Here is a 15,690-nt window from a genome sequence, read left to right as displayed (position 1 = left end):
ATTATCTATTTTTATATGACTTATAGGGGGTAGAATCATGAAAACAGAAATAATAGAAGGTTTACTTGTTCTTAAAGTTGATATGGTGGCAACCTTAGCCATTGCAATTTTGTTATTATTATTAGGCTATTGGATTATAAAAAAAGTATCTTTTTTAAAAAAATTTTGTATTCCTGCACCTGTAATTGGAGGTTTACTATTTTCAATACTTACTTTAATTTTAAAACAAAGCAATTTAGTAACAATTGATATGGATACAACTTTTCAGTCACCTTTTATGATAGCTTTCTTTACAACTATTGGACTTGGTGCAAGTTTTAAACTACTTAAAAAGGGTGGAAAGTGCTTAGTTATATATTGGATTCTTTGTGGGGTTCTTGCTATTTCTCAAAATGTTATTGGAGTTGTATTTGCAAAAATTACTGGCATTCATCCTATGTTTGGAATTATGGCAGGTTCAGTATCTATGGAAGGTGGACATGCAGCTGCAGCTGCCTTTGGAAAAACTGCTGAGACTATGGGCGTTAGTGGGGCAAAAACAGTTGCTATAGCAGCAGCTACATTTGGACTCATATGTGGAGGCCTTATAGGAGGACCTATTGCAAAGGGACTAATAGATAAATACAAATTGAAACCGTCTACAATTAGTGAGTATGATACAACATCCTATGATGAAGTAGTAAATGATGAAAACAGCTCAAAAGTTACAACTAAGATTATTATGATTCATCTAGCTGTAATAACAGTGTGTATGACAATAGGGTCAATTGTAAGTGAGTGGTTTTCAAATGTTACAGGGCTTTCTTTACCAGGTTATGTAGGTGCTATGTTTATAGCAGTAATCTTTAGAAATATAAATGATAAAAAACATATTGTAAAATTAAATTTTAATTTAATAGATCTTATGGGCAATACTTGTCTTGGAATTTTCTTATCAATGGCATTAATGACATTAAAACTATGGGAGTTATCAGGACTTGCTGGACCATTATTAATAATAGTTATTGCACAAGTAGTATTTATGATAATATACACTACATTTGTTGTATTTAAGTTAGTAGGAAAAGATTTTGATGCAGCAGTTATGGCAGCTGGAATGGCAGGGCATGGACTTGGGGCGACTCCTAATGCTATAGCTAATATGAGTGCAGTTACTGAAAAATATGGACAATCTGCAAAAGCTTTTCTAATAGTTCCATTGGTAGGGGCATTTTTAATTGATGTTATAGGTATTCCAACTATTGTACTTTTTATGAACTTATTTAAATAATTTTTTGAAAATTTAAAATATTTTTAAAAGAATAAAAAGAAATAGTAACATAGATTTATTTACTTTAAAACGTTTTACAATTAATTATAAAAAAATAAAATACTGTTAAAACCACATAGTTAGTGGCTTTCAATTATAATACAGAAAAGTAATAATGAGTATTCATAATTATAAAAATTTAATTTAAAAGGAAACTTATATGCATAACTTAAATATAATATAATATAGGTCGAAGTTTACCTATAAATTATAGTTATGAGGAGTGTTTTTATATGGGTGAATATTCAGAAAAATATTATTGCAATAATAATAAACCAGAACACAATAATTTATGTCCAAAAAACAGTTTATGTCTAAAAGATAGTTTAATAAAAGCTTTAGAACTAGTATTAAATTTTGATTATTTAGATTTAACTATAGATGTTCCTGCTCAACATTATGGTTTGAGATTTTATACTTTATTTAATAGACTTGATGCAGTTGGAGGAATCACTCCTTCATTGACTTATGATGATTTTATATCTTTACAAGCAGATATAAGTGTACCAGCTGGTTATAATCCAGCATTTGATAATACAGATAGAAATACAATAATACCAGTATGTGCTTTAAGAGCTGTAGCATTTGTAGTTGAACCACGAGGCGTTGACATTTTATTAAGAGAGTTAAAAAGATTATATAGAGGCACAAAAATTTATAATACTGATTGTTCATGTAATAAAGATATACTAGATGCACTAGTTAATTGTAAGTGTAATCCATTTAATAGTACTGCTATATATGAAATAGGCATAGATGCTATTGATCGTTCTTTTAATCCTGCAAGAGGTAAAATAGTAGCTTATGATTCTCAATTAGTATGGATTCAAAATGTAGAATTTGGTTTTCCACCAACTTTCTATATAGTTCCTTTAAAATATATATCTTTTATTACTATTATGTAAATTAAATACTTTGAATTTTAGAATTTAAATTAAATGAGCTATTGTAAAGTTAATTAAAATAATAGAGCAATAGCTCTATTTTCTTTATAAAAATGTGTACAAATCTCAAAATAAAAAAATTAAAAAGTACTTATAAAAGTATAATTTATTCAATGGATATATTAACGTATAGGAGATTAATTTTAATAATAGGTTAAACTTATTTTGTTGGAAAGAAAATAGTAGAAGGGTTATTAAGTACTAACATTTTTTTAGCAATTTAGGAACAGTAGAGTTTAAATTTTACTGATAAAATATAATTATCAAGTGAGAAAAGGATAGGTGATACATTGAATTACAGCAAGTCTATATCAAAGTGTATTGAATTTATTGAAAAAAATATAAAGATGGATTTGACACCAGAAATAATAGCTAGGGAATGTGGATATTCTACTTTCCATTTTTCTAGAGTATTTAATATTAATCAAGGAATGACTTTAATGGATTATGTAAAAAAAAGAAGACTTGCATTAGCAGCAATAGACCTATTTAGTGGAAAGAAAATAATTGATATTGCACTTGAGTATGGTTTTGATACACATAATGGATTTTCAAAGGCATTTAAAAAAGAATATGGATTTAGTCCTACAGAATATTTAAAACGTATGGATGGATATTTTGGTGAAGAATCAATTTTAAAAATTGGAGGGTATATTATGAATCCTATTATATCAAAAAAACCAGCATTTAAAGTTGCTGGATATGGTATTAAAACAAATGTTACTAATGGAAATTATACAAAAGATATTGCTTCATTTTGGAGTAATTATAATGGTGAAAATTTAGAAAGTAAAATGTATGAAATTTTAAATCCACCCAAACATGGAGAGGTAGGATTGTGTGTGTCATCAAATGATGAGAGTGGAGATGCAATATATCTTCTTGGAGTTATAGTTGATGATTTTACAAAGGTTACAGATGATATGATATCAGTAGATGTACCAGAAGCAACATATGCTATATTTACAACTCCACCAGTAGACACAAGTAGTGATATAGAACAGATAGAATTTGCTAATGTAATAAAAGAAACTTGGAAATATATATTTGAAGATTGGTTTAAAGATAGTAAATATATATTTGATGAAAGTAAATTGGATTTTGAGTTTTATGATGAGAGATGTCATGGAAGAAAAGATACTGTAATGAATATTTATATACCTGTAGTAGAAAAACAATTATCATAAATAAAATATTAAAATAAAGGAGATGGAGTGCTTTAAAAAAGCAATCCATCTCTTTGTTAGTTATTCTTATATTGGAAATGTTTTTTAAAAATTTAGGATGATAAAATACATGAGTAATTAAAGTGAAGATTAAGTATTGTAAAATTTACAAATAAATGATATTCTTCTTATATCCCCTATGGGGGGATGCAAAGGGGTGAGATGATGTCATATTTAAGGAAAAATAAAAATAATATTGCTTCTATTTGTATTTTAGCTATACCTGTAGTTATTGAAAATATTCTTCAAACTTTTTTAGGAACTGTTGACACATATTTTGCAGGTAGAATTAATGACAGCGCAATTGCAGCAATTGGAGTTACCAATTTAATAGTTAATGTGTTTATTACATTTTTTACAGCTATTAGTATAGGAACAAGTGCTATTTTAGCTAGAAATTTTGGAAAAAAAGATTTTGATAAAGTAAATTCTGTTATAAAACAATCTATTATATTAGCTGGGATAATTGGTTTAATAATTGGTTTAATTAATTTTATATTCTATAAGCAAATACTAATGATATCCGGTGTTTCTGACAAAGTATTATCTTATGCAACACCTTATTACATAATTGTGGTAGTTCCATCAGTAGTTCTTTCTTTATCACTTATTTTATCTAGTTGTTTAAGAGCAACAAAGGACACTAAGACACCAATGATAGCTACTGGAATTGCAAATATATTAAATGTATTATTAAATTTTATTTTTATAAATATAGGAATGGGTATTGTTGGAATAGCATTAGCTACAACAGTTTCGCGTATAATGAACGTTGTAATTCTTATAGTAAAACTGAAAAAAAATAAAAATGGAGTTAATATTCAATTGAAAAAATGGAGTATTGAAAAGGAAACTATTAAGTCTATTGTAAAAATAGGAATACCAGCAGGAATTGAAAAATTAATTATGAGATTAGGTCAAATAGTTTATAATGGTATGATTATTTCTATTGGTATATCAGCATATGTAGCCCATAATGTAGCTGGTAATATTGAAAGTTATTCTTATATACCAGCAATGGGATTTGGTGTTGCCACAACAACCCTTATTGGAATAACTCTTGGAGAGAATAATGTTAAAAAATCTAATGAAATGGTTTTTGTATCTTATGTTATGACAACTATTTTAATGGTTAGTATTGGAATTATATTTTTTATTTTTGCACCACAACTTGCAAGCATTTTTACAAATACAAAAGAAGTTCAAGAAATGGTAATAAGAGTTTTAAGATTGATAGCTTTATTTCAACCTTTTGCTGCTATAACACAAATATTTACTAGTGCATTACAAGGTGCTGGAGATACTAAGTTTCCTATGTATTCAACTTTAATAGGTATTTGGGGAATTAGAGTAGGTATAGGTTATTTATTTGGTGTTTCATTAGGGTTTGGTTTGGTAGGTGTATGGATGGCTTATGTTATTGATATTACAATTAGAGGGATTCTTTTATTAAAGCGCTTCTTAAATGGAAAATGGAAGAAGATAGTTATATAATTAATATAATGAATAAAAAGGAGAATGGCTATATGAATGAGAACAATGAACATAAGCATACACATAAGAATACAAAGGCTGTAGTAAATAGACTTTCAAGAGCAATTGGGCATTTAGAATCTGTAAAAAGAATGGTTGAAGAAGGTAGAGAGTGTAGTGAAGTGTTAATACAGGTTTCTGCGGTGAAATCAGCAATAAATAATATTGGTAAAATTATTTTACAAGATCATATTGAAAATTGTGTTGTTGATGCTATAGAAACAGGTGATGATAAGGTACTTAAAGATTTAAATAATGCAATTGATAAGTTTATGAAATAATATACAAAGGTGAAGATATAAACTTAAGGAATAGTAAATGAAAATTTATTAAATTTACTTATAATAAAAATAAAGTAGGACTTAATTTATTATATTAAGTTCTATTTTGTCATAAAAATTTAGGTCTAGGTATTTTAAAAATATACAATTGATATAAAGTAAAATCTTAATATGTTTTTTAAATTATTATTAGAGTTTATAAATATTAAAGGTTTTATTCAAAAATTAATGGGGTATAACTAAAGGAAAGTAACTTTGTATGTGAAAATACTATATATATGTTTTAAAACTTAAGATTTCTTAAGAAATTTTTATAAATACTGTAAACTCTATTTTCTAAAATATATTTATCACATAGAAAAAGAGGTAAGTTTTATGGAAAATATATTTAAAAATATCTTAAGAATTACTATAATAATTTGTGGACTTTTTTATATAGTTATTTATTTATCTGTAGGATTATATGATTTAAATTTAGAAGGAATTAATCTGAACTTAAAAACTAACCATTTGTCAGAGCAAAAAAAGATTATTAATAAAGATACAGAGTTAATGTTAGTAAATTATGAGTATGGTTTAGATGAAGAGTATCAACCTAAAGATTTAACAATACCTAATATAGAGTTTACAGATGAAGCTACAGATGAGGAGAAACATGTATCAGGAATTATTGTAAAGCCATTAGAAGAATTAATAAATGAAGCTAAATTAGATGGAATAACATTACTTGGAAACTCAGGATATAGGTCATATAAATTACAAAAAAAGACTTATGGAAGTAGGGTAATGTGGGAGGGCAAAGAAAGTGCAGATGATTATGTAGCTAAACCAGGATTTAGTGAACATCAAACAGGTTTATGTATAGACATTACTAATGGAGATAGATATTTTGTAAAAGGAACAAAAGAAGCTGATTGGCTTGAAGAAAATTGTTATAAATTTGGATTTATTATAAGATATCCTTATGGAAAAAAACATATAACGGGAATAGAATATGAACCTTGGCATATTAGGTATGTGGGTAAAGAAAATGCTAGGTCTATTTATAATAATGAAATTACCTTAGAAGAATACTTGAAAAATAATCATATATATGGAGGATTAAATGAATAATAATATTCTTGTAGTAGATGATGAGAAGGAAATAAGAGATTTATTAGAAATAAATCTTAAAAATGAAGGGTATACTGTATTTAAAGCAAGTTGTGGAAATGAGGCTTTAAAAATATTGAATAGGGAATATATCAGTCTAATAGTTTTAGATATAATGATGCCAGGAATGGATGGTCTGGAAACTTGCAAAAAGATAAGAGAAAAATATAATATGCCTATTCTTATGTTAAGTGCAAAATCTGAAGATATAGATAAAATACAAGGAATCATGACTGGTGCTGATGACTATTTATGCAAACCATTTAATCAGTTGGAACTTACAGTAAGAATAAGAGCATTACTTAGAAGAGCATACTTTCTAAATGCTAAATTGCAAAATTTAGAAGATGTGATAAGAATAGAATCAATGATCATAGATAAAAACAAACATAAAGTAACTATAAATGATAAAGAAATAAATTTGACAGCAAGGGAATTTGAAATTTTATATTTGTTAGCTAATAATAGAGGAAGAGTTTTTAGTGCAGAAGAAATTTTTGAGAAGGTTTGGAAAGAAAGATATTATCAGTCAAACAATACGGTTATGGTACATATGAGTAGAATAAGAGATAAAATAGAGGAATATATGGAAGGCAATAAAATAATTCATACAGTATGGGGAGTTGGTTACAAAATTGAGAAATAAAAGACTATATAAATATCAATTATCTTCATTAGGAGATATGTTAATGTCTTTAATATTAACTTTAATAACGGCATATATTATAAAAATATTATTAAATTATTTATATGTGGAATTTGATAATGATTTTGCTTATTATTTTTGGTTCTTTTGGAGAGTACTTAAGTATGAAATAGTAGGAGTATACATCAATTTTATAGTAGGATTAGTTTTATTTTTAATTTTCTATTTAATTATAACTTATAAAAAGGATAAAAATTTTGTAGCTATTATAGAAGAAACTGAAACAATGGCTAATGGAAATTTAGATAAGGAAATACATATTGATGGAAAAGGAGATATTAAAAATTTAGCAGACAATATAAATGATATATCCAAACAACTTAAAAATATAACAGTAGCAGAAAGAAATGCACAAAAGACTAAAAATGATTTAATAACTAATGTTTCGCATGATTTAAGAACTCCTCTAACTTCAATAATGGGATATTTAGAGCTTATTGATAATGATCAATATAAAGATGAAGTTGCACTTAGGTATTATGTTAATATAGCATATGAAAAGTCGAAGAGTTTAAATGTACTTATAAATGACTTATTTGAACTTACTAAAATGCAAAATAATACTATTAATATACATAAGCAAGATATAAATTTAGTTGATTTGTTAGGACAGGTAGTAGCTTATTTTGAGTACCAATTTAAGAGTGCAGATATGGAATCAAGGGTTGATTTTTCAGAAGATAAGTTGGTAGTAAGTGCAGATGGAGATAAATTAGTAAGAGCATTTGAAAACTTATTGTCTAATGCTATAAAGTATGGGAAAGATGGCTATTATATTGATATAAAAACAAAAGCCGAAGGTGATACGGCTATAATTCAAATTATAAATTATGGTCAATCAATATCATCAATAGATCTCCCTCATATATTTGATAGATTCTATAGGGTAGAAAAGTCAAGGAATAGTAATATAGGCGGGTCTGGATTAGGCTTAGCCATAACTAAAAATATCATTGAATTACATGATGGAATAATATGTGCATATAGTGATGATGAAAAAACTATATTTGAAATTAAATTACCAATAAAAAAACTCTACGATAATTAAAATGTAGAGTTTTTATTTTTTTATTTAAAACTTTAAAATTAATATAACTTTAATATGATATGTAAAGTTTATTTTGATATAGCTTATTTTATATGTCAAAGTAAAATACTTAAGATAATCGGAATTAAGAAAATTTTAAGTAAAGAAATGGAAGTTGTGTGATATAATCAATTCAAGTAAAAGATTAGAAAGGTAATGTAAATAATGAAAAATAGGATTTATACTATGCTAAGAATATTAAATTTTATTTTACTTATTACGTTTCTATTTTTATTTAGAAATGAGAAAATAATGAGTAACTACTATATAGAGATAGCCTTTTATTTAACACTTACTATAGCTGGAATTTATGCAATTAAAGATATTTTATTAAAAGTTAAAGAGATATTAAAAGAGTGTTCTAAATATATGTTTTTTAGAATTGTATTTTATATATTGCTTACAATATTATTTATGTATTTTCTATTTAGTAATCTAATAAATATGATATATCATGTTTATTAGCATTAAATATTATATGGTAAAATTAACAGTAAAATAAAAGCTCTTTTTAACTAGATATTAATTATAAAGAAAATTAATAAAGAACTCTACAATAATTAAAATGTAGAGTTCTTTATTTTTTTATTTAAAACTTTAAAATTAATATAAATATAAATCCAACTCAAAACCACTTTATGGAATAAAAGTTGACAAATTTTAAGATGTATAATATTATTTTGATTATAAAATATTTTGATAATCAAAATAATTTTTTTAAAAGGAGATTATAATTATGCTTTTTAAAGGATTAAAAATAGGTGATTTAGTAGCAAAGCTACCAATTATACAAGGTGGAATGGGAGTTGGAATTTCATCATCGTCTTTAGCAGCAGCAGTTGCAAAGTGCGGAGGAGTTGGAATTATTTCTACGGCTCAAATTGGATATGATGAAGAAGATTTTGAAAAAAACCCAATAGAGGCTAATTTAAGAGCTTTAAAAAAACATATTTTAAAAGCTAAAGAAGAATGTAAAAATGGAATAATAGGAATTAATATAATGGTGGCAACAAGATATTATGAGGAACATGTAAAAGTAGCATTAGAAGCTGGAGTTGATCTTATAATTTCTGGTGCAGGAATACCAAGAAATTTACCTAAGTTAGTGGAAGGATATAATGTAAAAATAGCTCCTATTGTATCAAGTGTAAAAGCTGCAGAATTAATATTAAGAGTTTGGGACAAAAAATATAATAGGATTCCAGATGTTATTGTTGTAGAAGGTCCTAGAGCAGGTGGACACTTAGGATTTAATAATGAAGAGCTTGAGAATATAGAAAGCTTAGATTTTAATAAAACAGTTAAAGATATTTTAGAGTTAAAAAGAAGTTATGAAGAAAAATATAAAAAACATATATCTATAGTACCAGCTGGAGGAATTTATAGTGGGGAAGATATTGCAAAGTATCTTAGATTAGGTGTAGATGGTGTACAAATGGCAACAAGGTTCGTTGCTACAAAGGAATGTGATGCTCATATAAATTTTAAAATGGCTTATGTGAATGCAAAAAAAGAAGATATAGGAATTGTTAAAAGTCCTGTAGGTATGCCTGGTAGAGCAGTTAAAAATGATTTTATTTTAAAAGTTTCAAAGGAAAAAGAAAAAATAACAAGATGTTATAATTGTTTAATACCATGTGACCCAACTAAAACACCATATTGTATATCAAAAGCTCTTATAAGTTCAGTAAAAGGGAATGTAGATGAGGGATTAATATTTATAGGAGATAATGGATATAAAATAGATAAAATAACTACAGTTAAAGAGTTAATGGATGAATTAGTTGAAGGAATAGAAAGAGCATAAAGTATTTTATAAATTAATTTAATATGTAATAAAAGCTTGTAAAATTTAATTTTACAAGCTTTTATCAAGTTAATGGTATAAATCTTAATTCACTATGGAAAGTGATTTTATATAGGGTTCTAAGTTGGTATTTAAAATCATGTTTAATTATAGACAAAATAAAATAAAAGTAATATAATCGTATTAGATATTTAGATAATTGTCTAAATATCTAATATAAAATAAAGAATAAATAACAGGGGGATTAACAATGTTAAAGATAAAGAATTTATCTAAAGCTTATATTGGTGGAAAAAAAGCAGTTGATAATGTTTCAATTCAAGTTGAAAATGGCGAAATATTTGGATTTATAGGTCATAATGGTGCAGGGAAAACAACAACTATAAAATCTATAGTAGGAATATTAGATTTTGAAGAAGGGGATATCCTAATAGATAATATCTCTATTAAAGAAAAGTCTTTAGAATGTAAAAAAATTATGGCATACATACCAGATAATCCAGATTTATATGATGCTTTAACAGGAATACAATATTTGAATTTTATAGCTGATATATATGGAGTAAGCAAGAAAGAACGAGAAGAAAGAATAAATGAATATAGTGAAAAATTTGAAATAACAGCTTCATTAGGTGATTTAATAGCATCTTACTCACATGGAATGAAGCAGAAGCTTGCTATAATATCTGCATTAATTCATGAGCCTAAACTTTTAGTATTAGATGAACCTTTTGTTGGTTTAGACCCAAAAGCTGCTCATACATTAAAAGGGATAATGAAAGAGCTTTGTTTAAATGGACATTCTATTTTCTTTTCAACTCATGTTTTAGAAGTAGCAGAAAAACTTTGCGATAAAATTGCAATTATAAAAGGTGGAAAAATTGTAGCTAATGGACCTGTAAATGAAGTTAAAGGAGATAGTTCATTAGAAGATTTATTTATGGAGTTGGTTGATAATGAGTAATTTAATTGCACTTATAAAAGTAGATTTTTTAAATTTAACAGGTATAAATAAGCTACTAAAAGAAACTTCAAAAAAAGAGAAAAGTAGAATAATACTTATGTTTTTAACTGTTGCTATAAGTATTGGAATGTTAGTTTTTATTGCCTCTAAATACTTTATGGAAATAGGAAAGCTGTTAAGTACTATTGGAGGATTAGAAATTTTATTATATTTTGGAGTTATTGGAAGTACTGCTCTTATATTTTTCACATCATTATATAAAGCACAGGGATTTCTTTTTGGTCAAAAGGATTTTGACTTTCTAATGGCATTGCCATTAAAATCATATACAATACTTTTAAGTAAACTTCTCAACTTAGTAGTTATAAATTATTTGGTAGAGATTATAGTAATGGTTCCACCAGCTATAATTTATTTTATAAATAGTAATTCAAACTTTTTAAATGTTATAAATTTCATTATACTTTTTATATTTGTACCATTTATACCAATAGTAGTTGCATCTATAATAGCTTTTATAATAAGTTATGTTTCATCAAGAATGAAATATAAAAATTTAGCAACAATAATAATGAGTTTTATAGCAGTAATATTATTTATGGCAATATCTATGAATTTAGATAATAGTATTAGTCCAGAAGCATTAGATGTGAATGGTATTTGTAATATCCTTAAAAAAGTATATCCACCAGCTTACTACTTTACTTTAGCAATAAAAGATTTAAATTTTTTATATGCTTCTAACTTTATATTACTTTCTATAGCAGTATTTGGTTTATTTATATATGTATTTAATAAAAGTTTTAAACTTATAAATTCTAAACTTATGGAAACTTATAAAAAAGATAACTATAAAATGAAGGAGTTAGCTGAGTCATCTCAATTAAAGGCATTAATTAAAAAGGAAATGAAAAGATACTTTTCAAGTAGTGTATATGTTTTAAACACTTTTTTTGGTATAGTTCTTTTAACAATAGTGTCAATAATAGCTTTGTTTTTCGGACAGGATCAATTAATGAAAATTTTAGATATTCCAGTAGCTAAGGATCTTATTGGAAATTTTGTAATAGTAATCATGTCATTTTGTGTAGTAATGACATGTACAACTTCATCTTCAATATCTTTAGAAAGTAATAATTTGTGGATATTAAAGTCATCTCCTATAAGAACAATAGATATATTTAAAAGTAAAATTATCTTTAACTTAAGTCTAATTTTACCAGCTGTAATAATAAATTCAGTATTATTAGCAATAGCATTTAAAGCAACATTAATTCAGTTGTTATGGTATTTAATAATACCTACGTTATACGGAATTACAGTAGCTATAGGAGGGCTTATTATAAATTTATATTTTCCAAAGCTTGTTTGGACATCAGAAACAGTAGTAGTAAAGCAAAGTTTAAGTTCCTTTTTAGGAGTAATGCTTGGTATGGTTATTGTAGTTATACCAGTTATTAGCTTTATACTTTTAAAATTTAAAAATATAAATATATTTATTAGCATTTTAGCTTTAGTTTTGATATGTATTATATTTATTTTATGTAATATATTAAAAAATAAAGGTGTTGAATTATTTAACAAATTATAATACTATATATAGAGACTTTAAAGGTGGAATTTTATGCAAGACATATAGAAAAAATAATATATAAGTGTATTAATTTATTATTTTTTTATATGTCAAGTGTATAGTGGGTTTAAAGGAGGAGAATGTGCCTCCTTTAATTTGTTTTATAACACTATATTTACATTTATAAATAATTATATAATAAGGAGAGTTTTAATGGAAAATATATTATTTGAAGATTTAAATCTAGATGAACATATATTAAAAGCTTTAAAAAATTTAGGTTTTAATAAACCGTCACAAGTACAAGAAAAAGCAATACCATATCTTTTAAGAGGGGAAGATATTATAGTTAAATCCCAAACTGGAAGTGGTAAAACTGCAAGTTTTGGTATACCTTTATGTGAGAAAACACAGATAGAAAATTCAGTAGTACAATCATTAGTGTTAGTTCCAACAAGGGAATTAGCTATGCAAGTTAAAGAGGACATATCTAACATAGGAAGATTGAAAAAGGTTAGAGCAGCAGCTATTTTTGGTAAACAACCTTTTAATGATCAAATAAGAGAATTAAAACAAAGAGTACATATTGTTATAGGAACTCCAGGAAGAGTAATAGATCATATTAATAGAGGAACATTAAAAATAGATAACATAAACTTTGTTGTAATAGATGAAGCAGATAAAATGCTTAATATGGGTTTTATAGATCAAATAAAAGAAATTTTAAATGAGCTACCTAAAGAAAGGGTTACTTCATTATTTTCTGCAACTATTGAAAAAGAAATTGAAAATTTAAGTAAGAATTATATGAAATCTCCTGAAATTTTAAACGTTGAATCTAAAGTATTAAATAAGGCTAAAATAGAGGAAAGCTATTTACACATTGAAGACAAACAAAAATTTAAAGCTTTATGGACTAATATTTACAGTGAAATACCTGATAGTGCAATAGTATTTTGTAATACTAAGGACAAAGTTAAGTACGTGTATGGACTTATGAAAAGAGAAGGATTTTTAGTTGAAGAGCTTCATGGTGATATGCTACAAAATGAACGTATGCAAGTTATGGAAAAATTCAAAAATAAAGAGTTTAAAATTCTTGTTGCAACAGATATAGCAGCAAGAGGTATACATGTAGATAGTATAACCCACGTGTTTAATTATGAAGTGCCAATGGAAAAAGAAAGTTATGTGCATAGGATAGGAAGAACTGGTAGAGCTGGTAAGGAAGGAAAGGCAATAACTTTTGTTGATAATTATGAAAAAAGATTTTTAAAACAAATAGAAGAATATGTAGGCTATGAAATAAAAGAGGGAGAATTCCCAACTGATGAAAAAGTTAGAGAAGGAAAGAAAAAGTTTAAAGAAAGCCAAAATGATTTAAAAGATAACAAAAAGAAAATTAGTAAAGAAACTATACATAGTGATGTTGTAAAACTTTATATAAATGGTGGAAAGAAGAAGAAGATAAGAGTAATAGATATAGTTGGAGCTATAAGTAATCTTGAAGGAATTACTGGCGATGACATTGGTATAATAGATGTTCAGGATGGATGTTCTTTTGTTGATATATTAAACGGAAAAGGAAAAAAACTTTTAAGCAGTTATAAAGAAATATCTGTAAAAGGAAAAAAAGTTAAAATTCAAAAAGCTAAAAAATAATTTAAATTAAAAAGAAAACTTTGATAAGCTGGTATCTATAGATAAGACACTTTTAGTATTGTGTACAGTCTATAGGTACCAGTTTATTAAGTTAGATTATTTGTCAATTTTTTTAAATAGGTTTACACCAGATAATACACATAATATTGCTGAAAATCCTAATCTTGCCCAATCCATAGACAGCCATAAATCTCCACCTAAGACTACATCAAGTGAAGTATCAAATTCATCAACATAAATTCCCATATTCCAAAATAATTTAAGTGATATTAATAAGCAAATAAGACTTAATATAAATATACTTATGTTCAAAATTTTATCTTTCATAATTATCCTCGCTTTATTCTTAGTTTAATAAAAGTTACGCAAACTTCAATATTAAAATTCAATAATTATACTAGAAACTCCTTTTAAAAAATAATTTAGTACTTTTCTGTATTACAATTGTCTAGGATAAATAATTGTAATATAAAAAAAGCAAGGGAGCTTTTTAATTCTAAGAAAGGGTTAATTTTAAATAACTCCCGTTGCTACTATAAGAATTTATTGTTAAAGAAAATATTTTTATTACTTACAAAACTAACTTTTATATCAGGGTTATAATATAAAATGAAAACTTCATTTAAAATGGTTTCTATAGGAAAAGAAAGTTTATTTATATCTTTAGAGAAAAGAACTTCACTATAAACTACAATGACAACTTGTCCTATAAAATCTAATATTTCTATAGGCAAGTAGTATTTTGTAAGCAAACAGCCTTTAAAATATATATTATTATAAAGTGCAATATAAAATAAATGTGCAACATCTTCTTCTGTAAAAGAAGAAATTTCAAAATTAATTTCTGTATTAGAAGAATTAAACACTTTAACATATACTGTTGTATTTTTTAGATTATAAAACTTTGGAAGTATTGCTCTAATACATTTTGCTATATTGTCATTACAATTTACAAATATATTTATAAGATATATATTATTTTCCAAGAACATAGGTTCTTCTATTTTAATATATGAGTAGTTACCAATTGCAAAAGTAAGTTTTTGTTTAAGAATATTTAACTCTTTTTGAAAAGTATTTTCTAGCATACAAACACCTCTATGGTATGAAGTTACTAAGGGATAAAACTTAGTATATTATAAAATACTTCTACAAAACTACTCTGTAAATTAATTATATAATAGTTTATTATGGTATTTTAAATTATTATCAAATTTATTTAATGCAGAACTTTAACATATAAAACAGTGATACAAACATATAATGATTTTAATTTAAATTAGAGTTTGTTTCACTATAAAATAATGTAATTTAAATATAGTTCTGTACTTTAATATATGTGAAAAATGTGTAAGTGGGCACTAAAATTTAAAAAAATATATTTACATAAAATAAAATAAAAAATAAAATATTACAACAAGGTATTGAAATTGCACTATATATTGA

At 25.6% G+C, this 15,690-nt stretch carries 14 protein-coding genes; 12 read left to right on the top strand and 2 right to left on the bottom strand.

All coding sequences use genetic code 11. The features are described from left to right. Positions 1 to 37 precede the first annotated feature (37 nt). The 12 genes from gltS (at position 38) to KQI36_RS14990 (ending at position 14,244) form a co-directional block, all read left to right on the top strand. A complete protein-coding gene (gene gltS, locus KQI36_RS15045; RefSeq protein WP_216451612.1) occupies positions 38 to 1,270 on the top strand; it encodes a sodium/glutamate symporter in 1,233 nt (410 codons plus the stop codon). A 272-nt stretch (positions 1,271 to 1,542) separates the two neighbouring features. Continuing rightward, the gene (locus KQI36_RS15040; RefSeq protein ID WP_216451611.1) at positions 1,543 to 2,214 is read left to right on the top strand and encodes a hypothetical protein; all 672 of its coding nucleotides are present in this window, start codon (positions 1,543 to 1,545) and stop codon (positions 2,212 to 2,214) included. A gap of 329 nt (positions 2,215 to 2,543) precedes the next feature. Next, entirely contained in the window at positions 2,544 to 3,440 is an 897-nt protein-coding gene (locus tag KQI36_RS15035; RefSeq protein WP_216451610.1) for an AraC family transcriptional regulator, read from the top strand. A gap of 204 nt (positions 3,441 to 3,644) precedes the next feature. Beyond that, entirely contained in the window at positions 3,645 to 4,973 is a 1,329-nt protein-coding gene (locus tag KQI36_RS15030; protein ID WP_216451609.1) for an MATE family efflux transporter, read from the top strand. Positions 4,974 to 5,005: 32 nt separating this feature from the next. Continuing rightward, on the top strand, positions 5,006 to 5,293 hold the full coding sequence (locus KQI36_RS15025; protein ID WP_216451608.1) for a metal-sensing transcriptional repressor: 288 nt from the start codon (positions 5,006 to 5,008) through the stop codon (positions 5,291 to 5,293). A 375-nt stretch (positions 5,294 to 5,668) separates the two neighbouring features. Next, complete coding sequence (locus tag KQI36_RS15020) at positions 5,669 to 6,406, top strand: M15 family metallopeptidase (RefSeq protein ID WP_216451607.1); 738 nt, start codon at positions 5,669 to 5,671, stop codon at positions 6,404 to 6,406. After that, positions 6,399 to 7,091, top strand: coding sequence for a response regulator transcription factor (locus KQI36_RS15015; RefSeq protein WP_216451606.1), 693 nt, complete (start codon positions 6,399 to 6,401; stop codon positions 7,089 to 7,091). The genes KQI36_RS15020 and KQI36_RS15015 overlap by 8 nt, the downstream gene beginning before the upstream one ends. Then, positions 7,081 to 8,199, top strand: coding sequence for a sensor histidine kinase (locus tag KQI36_RS15010; RefSeq protein ID WP_216451605.1), 1,119 nt, complete (start codon positions 7,081 to 7,083; stop codon positions 8,197 to 8,199). Before KQI36_RS15015 ends, KQI36_RS15010 begins: the two co-directional genes overlap by 11 nt. Before the next feature lie 775 nt (positions 8,200 to 8,974). After that, a complete protein-coding gene (locus KQI36_RS15005; protein ID WP_216451604.1) occupies positions 8,975 to 10,045 on the top strand; it encodes an NAD(P)H-dependent flavin oxidoreductase in 1,071 nt (356 codons plus the stop codon). A gap of 250 nt (positions 10,046 to 10,295) precedes the next feature. Then, positions 10,296 to 11,009 (top strand): ABC transporter ATP-binding protein, encoded by a 714-nt coding sequence (locus KQI36_RS15000; RefSeq protein WP_216451603.1) that lies wholly within the window; start codon positions 10,296 to 10,298, stop codon positions 11,007 to 11,009. Beyond that, positions 11,002 to 12,600: an ABC transporter permease gene (locus KQI36_RS14995; RefSeq protein ID WP_216451602.1), complete on the top strand. Its 1,599-nt coding sequence runs from the start codon at positions 11,002 to 11,004 to the stop codon at positions 12,598 to 12,600. Before KQI36_RS15000 ends, KQI36_RS14995 begins: the two co-directional genes overlap by 8 nt. A 204-nt stretch (positions 12,601 to 12,804) precedes the next feature. Next, positions 12,805 to 14,244 carry a DEAD/DEAH box helicase gene (locus tag KQI36_RS14990; protein WP_342357401.1) on the top strand — a complete coding sequence of 480 codons (1,440 nt, stop codon included), beginning with the start codon at positions 12,805 to 12,807 and terminating at the stop codon, positions 14,242 to 14,244. A 96-nt stretch (positions 14,245 to 14,340) separates the two neighbouring features. Here the strand turns inward: KQI36_RS14990 and KQI36_RS14985 are convergent, their stop codons facing one another. Beyond that, the gene (locus KQI36_RS14985) at positions 14,341 to 14,571 is read right to left on the bottom strand and encodes a hypothetical protein (RefSeq protein ID WP_216451600.1); all 231 of its coding nucleotides are present in this window, start codon (positions 14,569 to 14,571) and stop codon (positions 14,341 to 14,343) included. Between the two features lie 206 nt (positions 14,572 to 14,777). Beyond that, positions 14,778 to 15,332 carry a hypothetical protein gene (locus KQI36_RS14980; RefSeq protein WP_216451599.1) on the bottom strand — a complete coding sequence of 185 codons (555 nt, stop codon included), beginning with the start codon at positions 15,330 to 15,332 and terminating at the stop codon, positions 14,778 to 14,780. Positions 15,333 to 15,690: the final 358 nt, after the last annotated feature.

The sequence above is a fragment of the Clostridium senegalense genome (assembly GCF_018916625.1).
GTDB lineage: Bacteria > Bacillota > Clostridia > Clostridiales > Clostridiaceae > Clostridium_J > Clostridium_J senegalense.
The sequence above is the reverse complement of the archived record's forward strand: the minus strand, read 5'-3'. Positions and strand labels throughout refer to the sequence as shown.

Excerpts from the sequence above, each read along its gene's own strand:
- KQI36_RS15020 (WP_216451607.1), top strand. The coding sequence starts at position 5,669 with ATGGAAAATATATTTAAAAATATCTTAAGAATTACTATAATAATTTGT.
- KQI36_RS15000 (WP_216451603.1), top strand. The coding sequence starts at position 10,296 with ATGTTAAAGATAAAGAATTTATCTAAAGCTTATATTGGTGGAAAAAAA.
- KQI36_RS15005 (WP_216451604.1), top strand. The coding sequence starts at position 8,975 with ATGCTTTTTAAAGGATTAAAAATAGGTGATTTAGTAGCAAAGCTACCA.
- gltS (WP_216451612.1), top strand. The coding sequence starts at position 38 with ATGAAAACAGAAATAATAGAAGGTTTACTTGTTCTTAAAGTTGATATG.
- KQI36_RS15030 (WP_216451609.1), top strand. The coding sequence starts at position 3,645 with ATGTCATATTTAAGGAAAAATAAAAATAATATTGCTTCTATTTGTATT.
- KQI36_RS15015 (WP_216451606.1), top strand. The coding sequence starts at position 6,399 with ATGAATAATAATATTCTTGTAGTAGATGATGAGAAGGAAATAAGAGAT.
- KQI36_RS14980 (WP_216451599.1), bottom strand. The coding sequence starts at position 15,332 with ATGCTAGAAAATACTTTTCAAAAAGAGTTAAATATTCTTAAACAAAAA.
- KQI36_RS14985 (WP_216451600.1), bottom strand. The coding sequence starts at position 14,571 with ATGAAAGATAAAATTTTGAACATAAGTATATTTATATTAAGTCTTATT.
- KQI36_RS14995 (WP_216451602.1), top strand. The coding sequence starts at position 11,002 with ATGAGTAATTTAATTGCACTTATAAAAGTAGATTTTTTAAATTTAACA.
- KQI36_RS15025 (WP_216451608.1), top strand. The coding sequence starts at position 5,006 with ATGAATGAGAACAATGAACATAAGCATACACATAAGAATACAAAGGCT.
- KQI36_RS15040 (WP_216451611.1), top strand. The coding sequence starts at position 1,543 with ATGGGTGAATATTCAGAAAAATATTATTGCAATAATAATAAACCAGAA.